The 16,072-nt window shown below is 69.0% G+C and carries 12 protein-coding genes; 6 read left to right on the top strand and 6 right to left on the bottom strand.

The annotated features are described in order from the left end of the window. Positions 1-113 precede the first annotated feature (113 nt). Positions 114-557 carry a (deoxy)nucleoside triphosphate pyrophosphohydrolase gene (locus ACIQCN_RS07970; RefSeq protein ID WP_400610322.1) on the top strand — a complete coding sequence of 148 codons (444 nt, stop codon included), beginning with the start codon at positions 114-116 and terminating at the stop codon, positions 555-557. 19 nt (positions 558-576) lie between these two features. Here the strand turns inward: ACIQCN_RS07970 and ACIQCN_RS07965 are convergent, their stop codons facing one another. From ACIQCN_RS07965 to ACIQCN_RS07955, 3 genes are all read right to left on the bottom strand, one after another. Continuing rightward, entirely contained in the window at positions 577-1,695 is a 1,119-nt protein-coding gene (locus ACIQCN_RS07965; RefSeq protein ID WP_400610320.1) for an Rv2578c family radical SAM protein, read from the bottom strand. 65 nt (positions 1,696-1,760) lie between these two features. Then, on the bottom strand, positions 1,761-2,432 hold the full coding sequence (locus ACIQCN_RS07960) for an SIMPL domain-containing protein (protein ID WP_400610318.1): 672 nt from the start codon (positions 2,430-2,432) through the stop codon (positions 1,761-1,763). Next, positions 2,429-2,878: a hypothetical protein gene (locus ACIQCN_RS07955; protein WP_400610316.1), complete on the bottom strand. Its 450-nt coding sequence runs from the start codon at positions 2,876-2,878 to the stop codon at positions 2,429-2,431. The genes ACIQCN_RS07960 and ACIQCN_RS07955 overlap by 4 nt, the downstream gene beginning before the upstream one ends. Before the next feature lie 199 nt (positions 2,879-3,077). Here ACIQCN_RS07955 and pheS point away from each other — a divergent pair, with 199 nt between their 5' ends. Genes pheS through ACIQCN_RS07940 form a run of 3 tightly spaced genes read left to right on the top strand, consistent with a single transcriptional unit; the run spans position 3,078 to position 7,369 of the window. Beyond that, positions 3,078-4,136, top strand: a complete 1,059-nt coding sequence (gene pheS, locus ACIQCN_RS07950; RefSeq protein ID WP_400606359.1) for a phenylalanine--tRNA ligase subunit alpha — start codon at positions 3,078-3,080, stop codon at positions 4,134-4,136. 2 nt (positions 4,137-4,138) lie between these two features. Further along, on the top strand, positions 4,139-6,682 hold the full coding sequence (pheT, locus tag ACIQCN_RS07945; protein ID WP_400606361.1) for a phenylalanine--tRNA ligase subunit beta: 2,544 nt from the start codon (positions 4,139-4,141) through the stop codon (positions 6,680-6,682). Between the two features lie 36 nt (positions 6,683-6,718). Further along, positions 6,719-7,369, top strand: a complete 651-nt coding sequence (locus ACIQCN_RS07940) for a 4'-phosphopantetheinyl transferase family protein (RefSeq protein WP_400610314.1) — start codon at positions 6,719-6,721, stop codon at positions 7,367-7,369. 15 nt (positions 7,370-7,384) lie between these two features. On the opposite strand, the gene ACIQCN_RS07935 is transcribed toward ACIQCN_RS07940, so the two are convergent. The 3 genes from ACIQCN_RS07935 to ACIQCN_RS07925 form a co-directional block, all read right to left on the bottom strand. Beyond that, positions 7,385-8,755: a M1 family metallopeptidase gene (locus tag ACIQCN_RS07935; protein WP_400610312.1), complete on the bottom strand. Its 1,371-nt coding sequence runs from the start codon at positions 8,753-8,755 to the stop codon at positions 7,385-7,387. Then, on the bottom strand, positions 8,752-12,672 hold the full coding sequence (locus tag ACIQCN_RS07930; RefSeq protein ID WP_400610513.1) for a Pls/PosA family non-ribosomal peptide synthetase: 3,921 nt from the start codon (positions 12,670-12,672) through the stop codon (positions 8,752-8,754). Before ACIQCN_RS07930 ends, ACIQCN_RS07935 begins: the two co-directional genes overlap by 4 nt. A gap of 99 nt (positions 12,673-12,771) precedes the next feature. Next, complete coding sequence (locus tag ACIQCN_RS07925; RefSeq protein WP_400610310.1) at positions 12,772-13,737, bottom strand: quinone oxidoreductase family protein; 966 nt, start codon at positions 13,735-13,737, stop codon at positions 12,772-12,774. 131 nt (positions 13,738-13,868) lie between these two features. Between ACIQCN_RS07925 and argC the strand changes: the two genes are divergently transcribed. Together argC and argJ are read left to right on the top strand one after the other, a co-directional pair. Beyond that, on the top strand, positions 13,869-14,900 hold the full coding sequence (gene argC, locus ACIQCN_RS07920) for an N-acetyl-gamma-glutamyl-phosphate reductase (RefSeq protein WP_400610308.1): 1,032 nt from the start codon (positions 13,869-13,871) through the stop codon (positions 14,898-14,900). Then, positions 14,897-16,063 carry a bifunctional glutamate N-acetyltransferase/amino-acid acetyltransferase ArgJ gene (argJ, locus tag ACIQCN_RS07915; protein WP_400606370.1) on the top strand — a complete coding sequence of 389 codons (1,167 nt, stop codon included), beginning with the start codon at positions 14,897-14,899 and terminating at the stop codon, positions 16,061-16,063. Before argC ends, argJ begins: the two co-directional genes overlap by 4 nt. Positions 16,064-16,072 lie beyond the last annotated feature (9 nt).

Below are 16,072 nucleotides of genomic sequence, written 5' to 3'. Positions count from 1 at the left end.
GTGGCGGACGGACCGGGCCAGGTCGGGACTAAACGGGTAACCACGCGCCCCGAGGGGCTATTCCCCGGAGGGCAAGGCGCCGGCTTCCCTATTGTCCCCCATACACTGGAACGATGACCGGGCAGACGCAGGCAGACGTAGTGATCCAGGTAGTGGGCGGCGCCGTCGTGGACAGCCTGGCAAGGCCGACCGCGCTGTTGGCGGCCCGCCGCAGCGCGCCGGAAGCGTTGGCCGGACTGTGGGAATTTCCGGGCGGAAAAGTCGAACCCGGCGAGGAAGCGGCGGCGGCGTTGGTCCGGGAGCTCCGGGAAGAACTCGGCGTGGAGGTACGGCTGGGCGAAGAGCTTCGCTCGGGCCAGCCGCAGGGCTGGCCGCTGAACCGGCGGGCCAGCATGCGGGTGTGGTTTGCCCAGGTGACCGCCGGCGAACCGCAACCGCTGGAGGACCACGACGAACTGCGCTGGGTGTCCCTGGCTGATCCTGAAGCCGTGCTGGCGCTGCCGTGGATCCCTGCCGACTATCCGATCGTCCAGGCTCTGCTTGACTCTGCCTGCTGAGACTGAAAGAGCCCGGATCCTAGAAGAGCGCTGACTGCACGCCGGCAGCCGGGGAACCATCCCGTGCGATCCCACCCGGCTGCGCCTCCCGTGGCATGGCCTGCTGTGGGATGCTGCCGTCCGGGTATCGGGCCTCCTCGCCGCGGGGGTCATCCACATCGCGGTGGCTGAAACCCGAGCCCGACTGGAACCCGTGCCGGGCCTTGAAATAGCGCACCTTTCCGGCCAGCCACATCCGGTACTCCTTGGAAGCGTAGGACCCCTGCCCGTAGAGGCGCCGGTACTTGCCCGCCAGGTGCGGATGGTTGGCGGCGAGCCATCCCATGAACCATTCACGCGTCCCAGGTTTCAGGTAGAGCGCCCCGGCGGTGACACCGGTGGCACCCGCTGCAGCGAGGGAAGCAAACAGGGAGTCGAGAGCTTCGTCGCTGTCCGAGAGCCAGGGCAGGATGGGCATGGCCATGACGCCGCAGGGCAGCCCCGCCTCGCGAAGCCGTGAGACGAGCTTCAGGCGTGCCCGCGGCCCCGGGGTTCCCGGCTCGACAGCCTCAGACAGGGTCTCGTCGGTCATGGCCAGCGAGATGCCAAGGCCAACGGGGACCTGCGCTGCCGCACTCTTCAGGAGCGGGATATCCCGGGCAAGCAGCGTCCCCTTGGTGAGGATGGACAGGGGAGTGCCCGAATCGGCCAGCGCCGAGATGATCCCGGGCATCAGCCGGTAGCGGCCCTCGGCCCGCTGATAGGGATCCGTATTGGTTCCCAGGGCAACCTGCTGGCGTGCCCACGACGGCTTGGCGAGTTCTTTGCGGAGCACTTCCGCGGCGTTGACCTTGACCACCACCTGGCTGTCGAAGTCCAGGCCGGCATCGAAGTCCAGGTAAGTGTGTGTCTTCCGGGCAAAGCAGTACACGCACGCGTGGCTGCAGCCCCGGTACGGGTTGATGGTCCATTCGAACGGCATCCGGGAACCGGCGGGCACCTTGTTGAGCACCGATTTGGCGGTGACCTCGTGGAAGGTGACCCCGGCGAACTCGGGTGTGGTGACGGACCGGACCAGCCCTGCCAGGGGAAGGAGTGCCGGCGCGGCAGCGGGAGCCTTTCCGGGTTCCTCCAGCAAAGCCTGCGCGTCCCATCTCATGGCTCTATTCGAAAACATGTTCGAATCAATGTCAAGGACGGCGCGCTGGCGAAACTGCTGCCGTTTCAGCCGTCGACGCCCGGCCGGCCCGGTACCAGCTCCCAGCTGACCGTGACCGCTGCCTCTTCCCGGTTCAGTCCAGGCTCCAGCGGAATGCCTTCGGCCGCGGACATGCGCTGGAGGCCCGCAAGCGGAACCGGGCCTCCCGCAGCCGGCTGTTCCGCTACGGAGACCACCCTGCCCAGTGTGGCGCCTGCGAGGGCGGCGAGCTGGCCGGCCGACCGGACGGCATCCTCCCAGGCCGCAGCCCGTGCCCGCTCCCGGAGTACGGCTGCGTCCTCCACGCAGAGCTGCAGGCTGTTGAGCCGAATGTTGTCGCCGCCGGCGGCAACGGCGGCTGCAAGTATGGCCGGGACTGACTGCAGATCACGCAGCCGTGCCGCCAGTGTTGCCGTGGCGACATACCCCGCCACTTCCTGGCTGCCGCCGTCGCGCCACGCAAGGTCGGCGCGGACAGTGAGCCCGTTGCTTTGCAGATCGCCGTCCGCCGCACCGGCACCGCGCAGCGCGCCGGAAACGGCTGCCAGCGATGCTTCCGCGGCAGAGAAGGCGGCGTCCACCGAGCCGCTGCGGCACTCGACACCCAGGGCGACAGCCGCCAGGTCCGGCGGGCCCTCTGCCCAGCCGTGTCCGGAGACCGTGATGGTTCCGGGCCGCATGGCGCGGGGCCCGCTCATGAGGGTCCCTTCCGTGCGGGGTAGCCGCCCGCGGCCAGTCCCGCCCGCCGCTCAAACGGGTTGGCCGTCCCGGGATTTCCTGTGCGCAGGACGGACCAGCCGGCCGCCGCGAAGTACAGGGGCAGGAACGGGAGGCCAAGGCACCACGCGTATTGCGTGCAGTGCTTCTCCTCGTGCCCCAGCAGGGCGGGCATGGACAGCAGGTCCGGGGCCGGCCCGCGGTACAGCACCACATTCCCCAGCGCGAAGGCGCGGGCGTGCGGCAGCCGCCACCGGTAGCCGCCCGCCAGGAGCAACCCCCGCGGGCCCCGCCGCAGGCGCGTTTGGGCCAGAAGCGCGACGGCGACCCCGGCCGCGGTGCTTCCGTTCAAGAGGTTCGCGGCCTGCCTCAGCCGCTGGGCCGCCGTCGGACGCGTCACCGGCCCGTGGAACTGCTGCGCTGTCATGAGGCCATGGTAGCCGGGGCGTTCTACTAGACTGGAGGGCAGTGGCTGCCGGTTTTCCGGTGGGCCCTGACCTGGTCATTGAATGCGCTGAACCTTGGGCGCCTTCATCCATGACCTGCCAGTGACGGACGCGCCGGCGGGAAACCGTGCAGGCTGACCGCTCGCCGGCAGCCAACGAACTCGTAGCTAAGAACAGTAGATGACTGAAACTTTGCCCGGCGCCGCCCCGAACCCCACGGATGAAGCCGCCATCAACGCCGCTGTAGACCAGGCCGTCGCCGCCATTGCCGGTGCGGCCACCCTTGAGGAGCTGAAGGCGGTGAGGCTGGCGCACGCCGGGGAGAAGTCCCCGCTGAGCCTGGCCAACCGCGGGATCGGCAAACTGCCCAAGGAGCAGAAGGCCGTGGCCGGGAAGCTCATGGGCGCCTCCCGCGGCCGGGTCAACAAGGCGCTCGCGGACCGCACCGCCGAGCTGGAGGCAGAAAACGACGCCCGCATCCTGCTCGAGGAGACCGTGGACGTGACCGCGGCCCCGCGCCGCCGCCGTGCCGGCGCGCGGCACCCGCTCTCCACCCTGCAGGACCGCGTGGCGGACATCTTCGTGGGCATGGGCTGGGAAATTGCCGAAGGCCCCGAGGTGGAATCCGAATGGTTCAACTTCGATGCCCTGAACTTCAAGCCGGACCACCCGGCCCGCGAAATGCAGGACACCTTCTTCGTGGAGCCGCCCGAGGCCCACCTGCTGATGCGCACCCACACCTCCCCGGTGCAGGTCCGTTCCATGCTGGAGCGCGAGGTGCCCATCTACGTGCTGTGCCCCGGCAAGGTGTTCCGCACCGACGAACTCGATGCCACCCACACGCCGGTGTTCCACCAGTTCGAGGGCCTGGCCATCGACAAGGACCTCAGCATGGCCGACCTCCGCGGCACGCTGGAGCACTTCGCCCGGCAGATGTTCGGCGATGAAGCCCAGATCCGGCTGCGTCCGAACTACTTCCCCTTCACGGAACCGTCCGCCGAACTGGATATCTTCCATCCGGGCGCCAAGGGCGGACCGCGCTGGATCGAATGGGGCGGCTGCGGCATGGTCAACCCCAACGTGCTCCGCGCCGCGGGGATCGACCCGGACGTCTATTCAGGTTTTGCCTTTGGCATGGGCATCGAGCGCACCCTCATGTTCCGCAATGAGGTGGGGGACATGCGCGACATGATCGAGGGCGATGTACGTTTCAGCGAGCACTTCGGGATGGAGATCTAACAGTGCGTATCCCACTTTCCTGGCTGCGTGAATTCGCAGAGGTACCGGCCGGAGCAACGGCCGAAGACGTCATGGCCGAACTGGTCAAGGTCGGGTTCGAAGAAGAGGACGTGCACCGTCCCACCGATGCCCTGCAGGGCCCCGTCGTGGTGGGCCAGGTCCTCAGCCTGGTCAAGGAACCGCAGAGCAACGGCAAGACCATCAACTGGTGCCAGGTCCGGGTTGTCCCGGAGGGGCAGGAGCAGAAGCTAACCGGCGAGGGCATCGACCCCTCCGGGGTGCAGGGCATCATCTGCGGCGCCCACAACTTCGTGGAAGGCGACAAGGTGGTGGTCACCCTGCCGGGTGCCGTGCTGCCCGGGGACTTCCGCATCTCCGCCCGCAAGACCTACGGCCACCTTTCGGCCGGCATGATCGCTTCCGTCCGCGAACTGGGCATCGGCGAGGACCACGACGGCATCCTGGTGCTGTCCCGCATCGGCCTTGACCCCGAGGTGGGCACCGACGCCATGGAGCTCCTGGGCCTCTATGACCAGGCTGCCGAAATCAACGTCACACCGGACCGCGGCTACGCGTTCTCCATCCGCGGTGTGGCACGCGAATACGCGCACGCCACCGGGACCACCTTCACGGACCCCGCATCACGCGTCAACGCTCCCGGGGAGCTGTCCGGCGGATACGGCGTCAAGCTCAACGACGACGCCCCCATCTACGGTAAGCCCGGCTGCGACCGCTTCGTGGCGCGCACCGTCCGCGGCGTGGACGCCAACCGGCCTACCCCGCAGTGGATGGTTTCCCGGCTCCGGCTCGCCGGCATCCGGTCCATCTCGCTTCCGGTGGACATCTCCAACTACGTCATGCTCGAGCTGGGCCAGCCCACGCACTGCTACGACCTCGACACGCTTGCCGGCGACATCGTGGTGCGCCGCGCCGCCGCCGGCGAGAAGATCACTACCCTGGACGGCAAGGAACGCACCCTTGACGCCGAGGACCTGCTGATCACCGATGACTCGGGTGCCATCGGCATTGCGGGAGTCATGGGCGGGGCAGCGACCGAGGTGGGCGACTCGACGTCGAACATCCTGGTGGAGGCCGCGCACTTTGACGAGGTATCCATCGCCCGGTCCCGACGCCGGCACAAGCTGCCGTCCGAAGCCTCCAAGCGCTTCGAACGCGGCGTGGACTGGCAGGTTGCCGGTATCGCCGCGCAGCGCGTGGTGGACCTCCTGGTGGAACTTGCCGGAGGCACGGCGGATGAAGCGGGCACCGACGTCGGAACCGCTCCGGACGCGGTCACCATCGATCTCCCTGCGGACTTCGCTGCCGCCCGGATCGGCATCGACTTCACCGAAGAGCAGATCGTCACCTCGCTCGAGGACCTGGGCGCCGCGGTGGAGGAGCGCGACGGCGGCTGGACGGTGACTGCCCCGAGCTGGCGCCACGACCTGGAGACCAAGGAAGACCTTTCCGAGGAGATCGCCCGGCTGGTGGGCTACGACAAGATCCCCGCCACCCTGCCCGTGGCACCTCCCGGCCGCGGCCTGACCCGCGTGCAGCAGCAGCGCCGCCGGCTTATCCAGGCGCTCGCCGACGCCGGGCTCACCGAGGTGCTGTCCTACCCGTTCGTGTCCAGGGCTGCCAACGAGACTTTCGGCGTGCCGGAACAGGGAGCAGAGCGCAGGGCGGTCAAGCTGGCCAACCCGATCAGCGAGGAGCAGGGCTTCCTGCGCACCTCGATCCTGCCCGGGCTGATCGAGGTGGCCAAGCGCAACCACTCCCGCGGCTTCCGCGACCTGGCACTCTTCGAATCCGGCCTGGTGTTCCTGCCGTCCGGGACCGTGGGCACCGCGTCCATTCCGCCGCTGGGCGCCAGGCCCTCCGATGAGGTGCTGGATGAACTGTACGACGGCGTCCCGGACCAGCCCTTCCACGTCGCCGCTGTGCTGACGGGACATGATTCGCCCGCTGCCGCGGCGCACGCTCCCCGGCTGTGGGATTGGGCTGACGCGCTGGACATCGCCCGGCTGGCCGGGGATGTCCTGGGCGTGGAGCTCGTTGTCAGCCAGGGCAGCCACCAGGCGTTCCACCCTGGCCGCACTGCCCGGTTGTCCCTTCGGACGGGCGAAACTGTGGGTTACGCCGGTGAACTCCACCCCAAGCTGCTGGCCGCCGCGGACATGCCCGCGCGCTCCGTGGCGCTTGAGTTCAACGCGGACGCACTGTTCGATGCGGCCCCGGACGTGATCGTGGCCCGCCACCTGTCCACGTTCCCGGTGGCAACCCAGGACGTTGCGTTGGTGGTTCCTGCGGAGGTGCCGGCGGACGAGGTCCTGGCGGCGCTGCGGGAGGGCGCCGGGGAACTCCTGGAAGACGTTGCGCTGTTCGACGTCTACGCCGGCAAGGGCATTGAAGAGGGCAGGAAATCGCTCGCCTTCGGGCTGCGCTTCCGCGCCAACGACCGCACGCTGACCGCGGATGAGGCGTCGGCTGCCCGCGAAGGCGCCGTGGCGCTGGCTGCGGAACGGTTCGGTGCCGTCCAGCGGTAGCGGGTTCCGCTGACGGTCCAGGAAGGGCGGGGCAACGTGTCACAGCTGGTGGTGCGTGCTGTCCCGCCCTTTCTGTTGCCTGGGGACGGGGGCTCCTATGGGGAACTGGACCCGGCCGAGGTGCAGCGGGCCGGCGCCATGGAACCGGCGGCCGCCACCAGGTTCCTGGCGTCACGGCTGGCCCAGCGCAGGTTCGCGGCAGGGTTGCTGGGCCTGCCGTCCGGTGCGCTGGCGGTGTTGTACAGCTGCCCGCGCTGCGGTGACGGCCCGGAGGTGGGGCACGGCCGGCCCGGGTACGCCTACCGCGGCAGCAGGCTTCCGCTCGCCCTGAGCTTGTCCAGGGCCGGCGGCTGGACACTGCTGGCTGCCGTGCCGGAGGCCGGGGACGCGGTTCGGCTCGGCGTCGATATCGAGGACCCTGCGCGGGCCGGTTTTCCCGGCTTCGCGGACGTTGCCCTCACGGCGGCCGAACAACGCGGACTGCACGGGCTCGCTGCCGGAGAGGTGCCCGCCGCACAGACGCGGTTGTGGGCACGCAAGGAAGCCTGGCTCAAGATGACGGGGGAGGGCCTCCGGACCCCGCCGGCGGAACTCGACGTGCGCGCCCTGCCTGGCCTCAGGGACCTTGACCCCGGCGAAAGCGGGCTGCCCGCCCATCTGGCGGCCGCCGTCGCGATTTCCGGCTAGGTGCCGGATTTCCGGTCAGCTTGCCCGGGCAGGCGGAAAGGGAGGGAGGGCTTCCTCATACAGCCAGGGATGAAGCAGCGCCTCCGAGTCGATCGCTGCCGCCCCGTCCGCGGCAAGGATGAAGTCGTGCGTGGACACGGAACCGAGCCGGTGCGTGTTGGTCCAGCTGTTCAGCAGGTTGAAGAAGGCGTCGTCGCCCAGGGCAACGCGGACGGCATGGAGAGCCAGTGCCCCGCGCTTGTACACCCGGTCGTCGAACATGTGTGCCGGTCCGGGATCGCCCACCAGGATGTCCTGCGCCTCGGCCTGAAGGCGCCGCCAGGCGGCCCGGGCGCGATCCTCGACGGGCATCACCCCGGATTCCTCGGACCAGATCCATTCGGCATAGCAGGCAAAGCCCTCGTGCAGCCAGATGTCCTGCCAGGTTGCGGCCGTAAGGGAGTTGCCAAACCACTGGTGCGAGAGCTCGTGGGCAACCAGCCGCTGCGACTCCCAGTCCTGCTCCAGATGGTTGGGGCCAAGAATGGCCAGGCCCTGCGCTTCAAGCGGGATCTCCAGTTCATCGTCAGTGACCACCACGGTGTACCCCGGGAAGGGGTAGGGGCCGAAGCAGGCAGTGAAGGTGCGCATCATGGCCGGCTGCAGGGCCAGCCCGGCCCGCGCCCGGTCTGCGAGGGCGGGCGGCACGGCCACGTGCTGGGGGACCTGGCCGGGGTGCCTCCCGGTGTCGAGCTCAAGCAGTCCGTAGCGGCCGATCTGGACGGTGGCCAGGTAGGGTGCCATCGGCTCGGCTTGCTCGTAGACCCAGGTTTCACGGCTGGACCGCGTGGTCCGCGAAAGCAGGGTGCCGTTACAGACGGCCCGGTAGTTCGCATCCGTGGTGATGCTGAACCGGTAGCTGGCCTTGTCCCGCGGGTGGTCGTTGCAGGGGAACCAGGACGGGGCACCATTGGGCTGTCCGGCCACGAGCGCGCCGTCGGTCAGCTCTTCCCAGCCCACTTCGCCCCAGAGGCCCCGGCGGGGCGCGGGGTTGCCCTCGTACCGGATCTCCAGGGTGAACCGCTGGCCGGGCTGCAGGGGTGCCGGGGCTGAGACCACCAGCTGGCCGGCCCGCTGGCTGAAGCGGACGGCCTTCCGCCCGTCCAGTTGGACCTTGGTGGCGCGCAGGCCAACGAAGTCAAGGACAACGGCCGACGCCGGCACCTGGGCCACCCCGTGCAGCACCGCCGTGCCGCCGAGCCGGTTGCTGGCAACCCGGTAGTCCAGGTCCAGTTCGTAGCGCTCCACACGGTAGGCGTTCGTGCCGGCTCCAGGCATGTAGGGATCAGGAGCGGCGCCGCTGGACGCGGACACGCTGCCGGGGGCGGCTGGCACTCGAGAACTCATTGGGACCTTCGGTTGCTGGGCAGCGGTGCTGCGGGACCTTCCCACGGACTGACGGGGTTGCCCATCCAGTACGTCGCGGCGGGGACGGATTCGCCGCGCATCACCAGGGATGCGGGTCCCACCGTTCCACCGGCGCCCACACTGGCCTGGGGCAGGATGACTCCGTGCGGGCCCATGGTGGCCCCGTCTTCGAGCGTAACAGCGTCAATGCTCATGACCCTGTCGTGGAACAGGTGCGTCTGCAGCACGCAGCCCCGGTTCACGGTGGCGTTCCGGCCGAGCGTCACCAGGTCCGCCTCTGGGAGCCAGTAGCTCTCGCACCACGTGCCGCTGCCGATCTTCGCGCCCAGCGCCCGCAGCCACCACACCAGTGCCGGGGTGCCCGAGGCGGCGCGGGCGAACCAGGGTGCGCTGACCAGTTCGATGAAGCTGTCGACCACTTCGTTCCGCCAAATGAACGAGCTCCAGAGGGGATGCTCGCCAGGTTGGATGCGTCCCACCAGGATCCACTTGGCGGCGACCGCCGACGCCGCTGCCACCAGGCCGGCCAGCAGGATCACCACTCCGCTGAGCAGCGCAGCCACGCCGTAATTGAACGTTGCAGCGAGCCAGTCGAAGGCCAGCATGGTGCCCGCGGCTATTCCTGCCGTGAGCATGACCGGAACAAACCTGCACAGCTCCCAGAGGGCCCGGGCAACCTTGAGCCTCGGGGGCGGCTGGAAGGTGCGGGCGTCATCGGAGGCGATGGCCGTGCGGCGCAGCCGGACCGGCGGGCTGCCCAGCCAGGACGTGCCCGACTTGGCCTTGGCCGGTGTTGCCGACAAGACTGCCACCAGCGAGTTCTTGGGGACGTTGCGCCCCGCTGCGGTCATGCCTGAGTTACCCAGGAAAGACCGTTTTCCGATCTTCGCAGGCGCCACCCGGAGCCAGCCGCCGTCCAGTTCGTAGGACGCCACCATCGTGTCGTCTGCGAGGAAGGCCCCTTCGCCCACCGTGGTCATCTTTGGGATCAGCAGCACGGTGGAAGCTTCGACGTTCTTGCCGATCCTGGCACCGAGAAGCCGAAGCCAGACCGGCGTAAAGAGGCTGGCGTAGATGGGGAAGAGCACGTCCCTGGCCAGATCCAGGACGCGTTCGGTGGCCCAGACCTGCCAGCCCACCCTGCTGCGGACCCGGTGGTACCCCTCCGTGATACCGATGCTGAGCAGCCTTGTCACGGCCAGGACCAGCAGGGCGTTGGCCGCAAACCACACGAAGGCGGCAGGCGCGAGGGCAGGCAGGAGCCTGGGAAGCGCGTCGTTCAGTGATGCACTTCCCTGGATAAAGAGGTATGCCACCCAGACCGCCGCTGCCCCCGAGATGTAGGGGATCAGGGAGAGCGCGGCGGAGGCCAGGGCGAAGCCGCCGATCCAGGCCTTTTCCGCTACGCGCCCTAGGACGGGCGCGTCGGGAACCGCATGCTTGGCCTTGCCCTGCCGGGCGGCGGGGGAACCGGCCACCTGGTGCCCGGCCTTCACCTTGCCCGACACTGCCGAGCCCGGCTCGACGTGCGCACCCGCACCTATGGCGGTTCCAGGCATGAGCGTGCTGCGCGCGCCCACCGAGGCGCCGGCGCCGATGTGGACTGCGCCGATGTGGACGTGGTCCCCGTCGATCCACCAGCCGGAAAGATCGACTTCCGGCTCCACATTCGCACCACTGCCCAGCGTCAGCAGCCCGGTCACCGGCGGCAGCGAGTGCAGTTGGACGTCACGGCCGATCTTCGCACCCAGAGCCCTGGCGTAGTACGGCACCCAGGGGGCGCTGGCCAGGCTGATGGCCCCGGCCAGGTCCTGGATTTGCTCGGCCAGCCACAGCCGGAGGTGGACCCGCCCCGAGCGTGGATACCTGCCCGGTTTGACTCCCCGCAGCAGGAGCCGCGCGGCGGCAACCGCGGTCAGCATCCGGCCTGCGGGGCTGACGAAGACCAGCCAGGATGCCGCCACCCACCACCAGGAGATGGTGGGTGCTGCAGTGAACCCGGCCCCCGCGGAGAGAACGTTGTTGGCCGCCATCAGGTACGTCAGCCAGCGCATGCCCACCAGGATGTGCAGGGGAACGCCCATCAGGGTTTGGAACAGCTGTGACTTCAGGGCGGTGGGACGAACTGACCGGTCCGGCGCCGGGCCGGAAGCGCCTCCCGGCAGCGATTGCCGTGCCACTTCAATGAGGGCTCCAACCCGGGGCGTGGCGTAGATATCAGCCACTGTAACTGTCGGATAGCGGCGGCGGAGGGCAGATACCAGCTGCGCCGCGGAGAGCGAGCCGCCGCCGTACGCGAAAAAGTCGGCATCGAGGGATGTCACGGGGCTGCCCAGGACGGCGCTCCATTGCTCCACGATCCAGGCAGCGTCATCGGGAAGGTTCAGCGGAGCCGCGTCGGCCTCTGCCGCGCCGGCACCGGCCAGGGGCCAGGGCAGGGCGTGCCGGTCCACTTTGCCGCTGGTCTTTGTGGGCAGTGAATCCACGACAGTCAGCATCGGCACCAGCGCCGCCGGCAAGCTCGCGGTGAGCTGCCCGCGGGCCGCTTCCAGGTCCAGTTCCCGCCCGCCGGCAGGGGCAAGATACCCCACCAGGATCTGGTTTCCGGCAGCGGTGGTCTGGACCGCGGCTGCAGCACCCCCAACCATGGGGAGTGACTGGAGGGCTGCGTCGATTTCGCCGAGTTCAATCCTCCGCCCGCCAAGCTTGACCTGTTCATCAGCACGGCCCTGGAAGATGAGTCCGGCTGCCTCGTAGCGGACCAGGTCTCCGGACCGGTAGGCCCGATCCCAGCCAAGGCTGGGCATCGGAGCGTACTTCTCGGCGTCCTTGGCCGGGTCGAGGTAGCGGGCCAGCCCCACGCCGCCGATGATCAGTTCGCCCACTGCGCCTTCCGCGACGGGGACGGCGTCGGGGTCCACGACGGCCAGGTCCCAGCCGTCGAGCGGCAGTCCGATCCGCACCGGTCCAGGCTCTCCCAGCGGAGCAGCGCAAGCCACCACGGTGGCCTCGGTGGGGCCGTAGGTGTTCCAAACTTCTCGGCCCTCCACGGCGAGCCGCTCGGCGAGTTCCGGGGGACAGGCCTCGCCGCCGAAGATGAGCAGCCGCACGTTCTCCAGCGATTCGGCAGGCCACAGCGCTGCCAGGGTGGGGACGGTGGACACCGCGGTGATGCCATGGTTGATCAGCCACGGCCCAAGGTCCATGCCCGTCCGAACCAGTGCGCGCGGGGCAGGAACCAGGCAGGCACCGTGCCGCCAGGCCAGCCACATTTCCTCGCAGGAGGCATCGAAAGCGACGGACAGCCCGGCCAGCACGCGGTCCTGCGGGCCCAGCGGATCGTCCTGAAGGAAGATCCGGGCTTCGGCGTCCACGAAGGCGGCGGCCGAGCGGTGGCTGACGGCCACTCCTTTCGGGGTCCCGGTGGAACCCGATGTGAAGATGACCCAGGCGTCGTCCTCCGGGACCGGCTGCCTGGCGCTTTGTTCACCGGGGCCGCCGTGTTCCCCGACGGCAGAGCCCGGCCGGGCCTCCCGGATGACGCCGCCGCCTTCCAGGATCCCTGACACCCGGGCTTCGCCGAAGACCAGCCGGGCCCGCTCGTCGGGATCGTCCGCGTCTACAGGCACATACGCCGCCCCCGCCATGAGCACGCCCAGGATTGACACGTAGAGTTCACTCGTGCCCGAAGGTATGCGGACGCCGATCTTGTCGCCCGCGCCGAGCCCGGCCTGGTCCAGCCGCCGGGCAACTGCGCGGACTTCAGCCATCAGCTGGGAGTAGCTGAGTGAACGGCGGCCGTCGTCCAGCGCCGAAGCCTCGGGAAACCGGGCCGCGGTCTCCTGCAGGATGTCCACGAGCGTCCGGACCGGGGGCGCGGACAGGGAACCGGGCATCTGGGGCGCGAAAATGGTAGGGACATCCTTCGGTTGGACCTGCTGGTGAGTCACGTGGCTATTCTGCCTTCCCCAGGTGAACAGCAGATGGGTCGGGAACTACGGCACCAGGAGCACCTTGCCCGTGGTCTTGCGGCCCTCGAGGTCCCGGTGTGCCTGGCCGGCTTCTGCGAGCGGATACTTGGCCCCGATGCGGACCTTGAGGCTGCCGTCCGCCGCGGCGGCAAAGATTTCATCCGACCGCCAGCGCCGCTCCCTGGCATCCTGCAGGTAGTTGACCAGGGTGGGCCGGGTCAGGAACAGCGAGCCACCTGCATTCAGCCGCTGCGGATCGACCGGCGGCACCGGGCCGGAGGCCGCGCCGAACAGTACCAGCGTTCCCCGGACGCGCAGCGCCGCAAGTGAGTCGTCGAACGTGTCCTTCCCGACGCCGTCGTACACCACGTGGGCGCCCGCGCCGCCGGTGAGCTCCCGGACCTGTCCGGCAAAGCCGTCATACCGCAGCACGTGGTCCGCGCCGGCCTCCAGCGCGAGCTGTTCCTTCTCATCCGTGGAAACGGTGGTGATGACCTTCGCCCCGCGCAGCTTCAGCATCTGGATCAACAGCAGGCCCACGCCACCGGCCCCGGCATGCAGCAGTACGGTGTGCCCGTCCTCCACCTTGAACGTGGAGTTCATCAGGTAGTGGGCGGTCATGCCCTGCAGGGGGAGGGCGGCCGCGGTGAAGTCGTCCAGGCCGTCCGGAACGGGCAGCGCGGCATCGGCATCCACCAGCGCGTAATCGGCGTAGCAGTTGATGCCCTCGGCAGTGGCCACCCTGTCTCCGGCGGAGTAACCGGCAACGCCCTCGCCGAGTTCCTCCACGGTGCCGGCCAGCTCGGAGCCGGGGGTGAACGGGAACGGAACCTTGTACGTGCCGCTGCGCTTGTAGGTGTCGATGAAGTTCACGCCGGCTGCGCCCACTTTGACCAGGAGCTGCCCGGGGCCCGGGACGGGGCGGCCGATTTCCGTGTACGCAAGGACTTCCGGCCCGCCGGCCTCCCGTGCGACGATTGCGTGCGTCATGGATCTCCTTTCCCGGGTTCCGGCCTCTCCGGCCCGGCTGCTGCACCCATCGTAGGGACATCCCGGCCGGCGCGGACAGTCATGTATAAATATCGGGACTAATGCATAACTATTGTTGTATAGTCGGAGACATGACTATTTCAGTGGCAGTGTCCGGCGCCAGCGGCTATGCGGGGGGCGAAGTCCTCCGCCTCCTGGCTGCGCATCCCGGCGTGACCATCGGCGCCATCACCGCACACAGCAACGCGGGCTCGCGGCTGGGCGAACTGCAGCCCCACCTGCACGGACTCGCCAGCCGCATCCTGGAAGACACCACAGTGGAGAATCTCTCCGGCCATGATGTGGTCTTCCTCGCCCTCCCGCACGGGGCGTCCGCGGAAATCGCCGCGCAGCTGCCCGAAGGCACCGTGGTGATTGATGCCGGCGCCGACCACCGGCTCGAGGACCCTGCCGTCTGGGAAAAGTTCTACGGTTCCGCGCATGCCGGCACCTGGCCCTACGGACTGCCGGAGTTGCCCGGCCACCGCGAGGCACTCAAGGGCGCCACCCGCATCGCCGTACCCGGCTGCTACCCGACGTCCGCACTGCTCGCCTTGACGCCAGGGTTCAGCGCAGGACTCCTGGCGCCCGACGACGTCGTGATCGTTTCGGCCTCCGGCACCTCGGGCGGGGGCAAGGCAGCCAAGGTCAACCTGATCGGCGCAGAAGTCATGGGCTCCATGAGCCCCTACGGCGTGGGCGGCGCACACCGGCACACGCCGGAGATCGAGCAGGGCCTGTCCAAGGCTGCGGGCGAACAGGTCACCGTTTCCTTCACCCCCACCCTGGCACCGATGAGCCGCGGCATCCTCACCACGGCGACCGCCCGGGTTAAGCCCGGCACCACCGCCGAGCAGCTGCGCCAGGCCTGGGCCGATGCCTACGACGACGAGCCCTTCGTGCACCTCCTGCCGGAAGGCCAGTGGCCCGCCACCAAGGCCGTCCAGGGCTCCAACCATGCCGCCATGCAGCTCGCGTTCGACAGCCACACCGGCCGCGTCATTGTCACCTGCGTGATCGACAATCTCACCAAGGGAACCGCCGGCGGCGCGGTCCAGTCCATGAACATCGCACTCGGCCTGCCCGAAACCGACGGCCTCAACCTGCAGGGAGTAGCCCCGTGACCATCACCGCACCCTCGGGATTCCGGGCCGCAGGCGTCAGCGCCGGGCTCAAGGCATCCGGCAACCCCGACCTGGCACTGGTGGTCAACGACGGCCCGTCCAAGGCCGCCGCCGCCGTGTTCACCAGCAACCGCGTGGCCGCGGCGCCGGTGCACTGGTCACGCCAGGTGGTCTCCGACGGGCGCGTGGACGCGGTGGTTCTCAACTCCGGCGGGGCCAACGCCTGCACCGGCCCCCAGGGCTTCCAGAACACGCATAGCACCGCCGAGAAGGTGGCGGACGTTCTGGGCATCTCCGCCACGGACGTCTTTGTCTGTTCCACCGGCCTCATCGGCGAGCACCTGCCGATGGACAAGCTCCTGCCCGGCGTCGAAGCTGCCGCCGCTGGACTGAGTACCGACGGCGGTCCGGCGGCCGGCGCCGCCATCATGACCACCGATTCCGTGCCCAAGTCCGCCCTGTTCATCGGCAGCGACGCGGACGGCCGGGAATTCAGCATCGGGGGCATAGCCAAGGGCGCCGGCATGCTCGCTCCCGGCCTGGCCACCATGCTGGTGGTCCTCACCACCGACGCGGATGTGCAGGCGGATATGCTCGACGTCGTCCTCCGCGACGCCACGCGGGTCACCTTCGACCGGGCTGATTCGGACGGCTGCATGTCCACCAACGACACCGTGGTCCTCCTGGCCTCCGGCGCGTCCGGAGCGGTTCCCTCCGCCGAAGCCTTCGGGGCAGGGCTGACCCAGGTGTGTGCGGAACTGGCCCGGAAACTCATCGCGGACGCGGAAGGCGCCAGTCACGACATCGCCATCCGGACCTTCAACGCCGCCAGCGAAGCCGACGCCGAGGCCGTCAGCCGCTCGGTGGCCAGGTCCAACCTCTTCAAGGCCGCCATCTTCGGCAAGGACCCCAACTGGGGCCGCGTGCTTTCAGCCGTGGGGACCACGGACGCCGCGTTCGAGCCGGACAAACTGAACGTGGCCATGAACGGCATCCAGATCTGCCGCAACGGCAGCATCGGCGACGACCGCGGCCTGGTGGACCTGGAGCCGCGCGAGGTGCTGGTGGAGATCGACCTGCAGGCCGGCGACGCCGAGGCCACCATCTGGACCAACGACCTGACCCACGACTACGTGCACGAGAACAGCGCCTACTCAAGCTAGGCAGCGACC

The organism is Pseudarthrobacter sp. NPDC092424 (genome assembly GCF_044754925.1).
GTDB lineage: Bacteria > Actinomycetota > Actinomycetes > Actinomycetales > Micrococcaceae > Arthrobacter.
Note: the sequence above shows the minus strand (reverse complement) of the source record. Positions and strands in the feature narration are given on the sequence as shown.

Bases quoted from the DNA above. Each gene is read 5' to 3' on its own strand.
- ACIQCN_RS07935 (WP_400610312.1), bottom strand. From the start codon at position 8,755: ATGAGTTCTCGAGTGCCAGCCGCCCCCGGCAGCGTGTCCGCGTCCAGC.
- ACIQCN_RS07960 (WP_400610318.1), bottom strand. From the start codon at position 2,432: ATGAGCGGGCCCCGCGCCATGCGGCCCGGAACCATCACGGTCTCCGGA.
- pheS (WP_400606359.1), top strand. From the start codon at position 3,078: ATGACTGAAACTTTGCCCGGCGCCGCCCCGAACCCCACGGATGAAGCC.
- ACIQCN_RS07965 (WP_400610320.1), bottom strand. From the start codon at position 1,695: ATGAGATGGGACGCGCAGGCTTTGCTGGAGGAACCCGGAAAGGCTCCC.
- ACIQCN_RS07955 (WP_400610316.1), bottom strand. From the start codon at position 2,878: ATGACAGCGCAGCAGTTCCACGGGCCGGTGACGCGTCCGACGGCGGCC.
- argC (WP_400610308.1), top strand. From the start codon at position 13,869: ATGACTATTTCAGTGGCAGTGTCCGGCGCCAGCGGCTATGCGGGGGGC.
- ACIQCN_RS07970 (WP_400610322.1), top strand. From the start codon at position 114: ATGACCGGGCAGACGCAGGCAGACGTAGTGATCCAGGTAGTGGGCGGC.
- ACIQCN_RS07925 (WP_400610310.1), bottom strand. From the start codon at position 13,737: ATGACGCACGCAATCGTCGCACGGGAGGCCGGCGGGCCGGAAGTCCTT.
- ACIQCN_RS07930 (WP_400610513.1), bottom strand. From the start codon at position 12,672: ATGCCCGGTTCCCTGTCCGCGCCCCCGGTCCGGACGCTCGTGGACATC.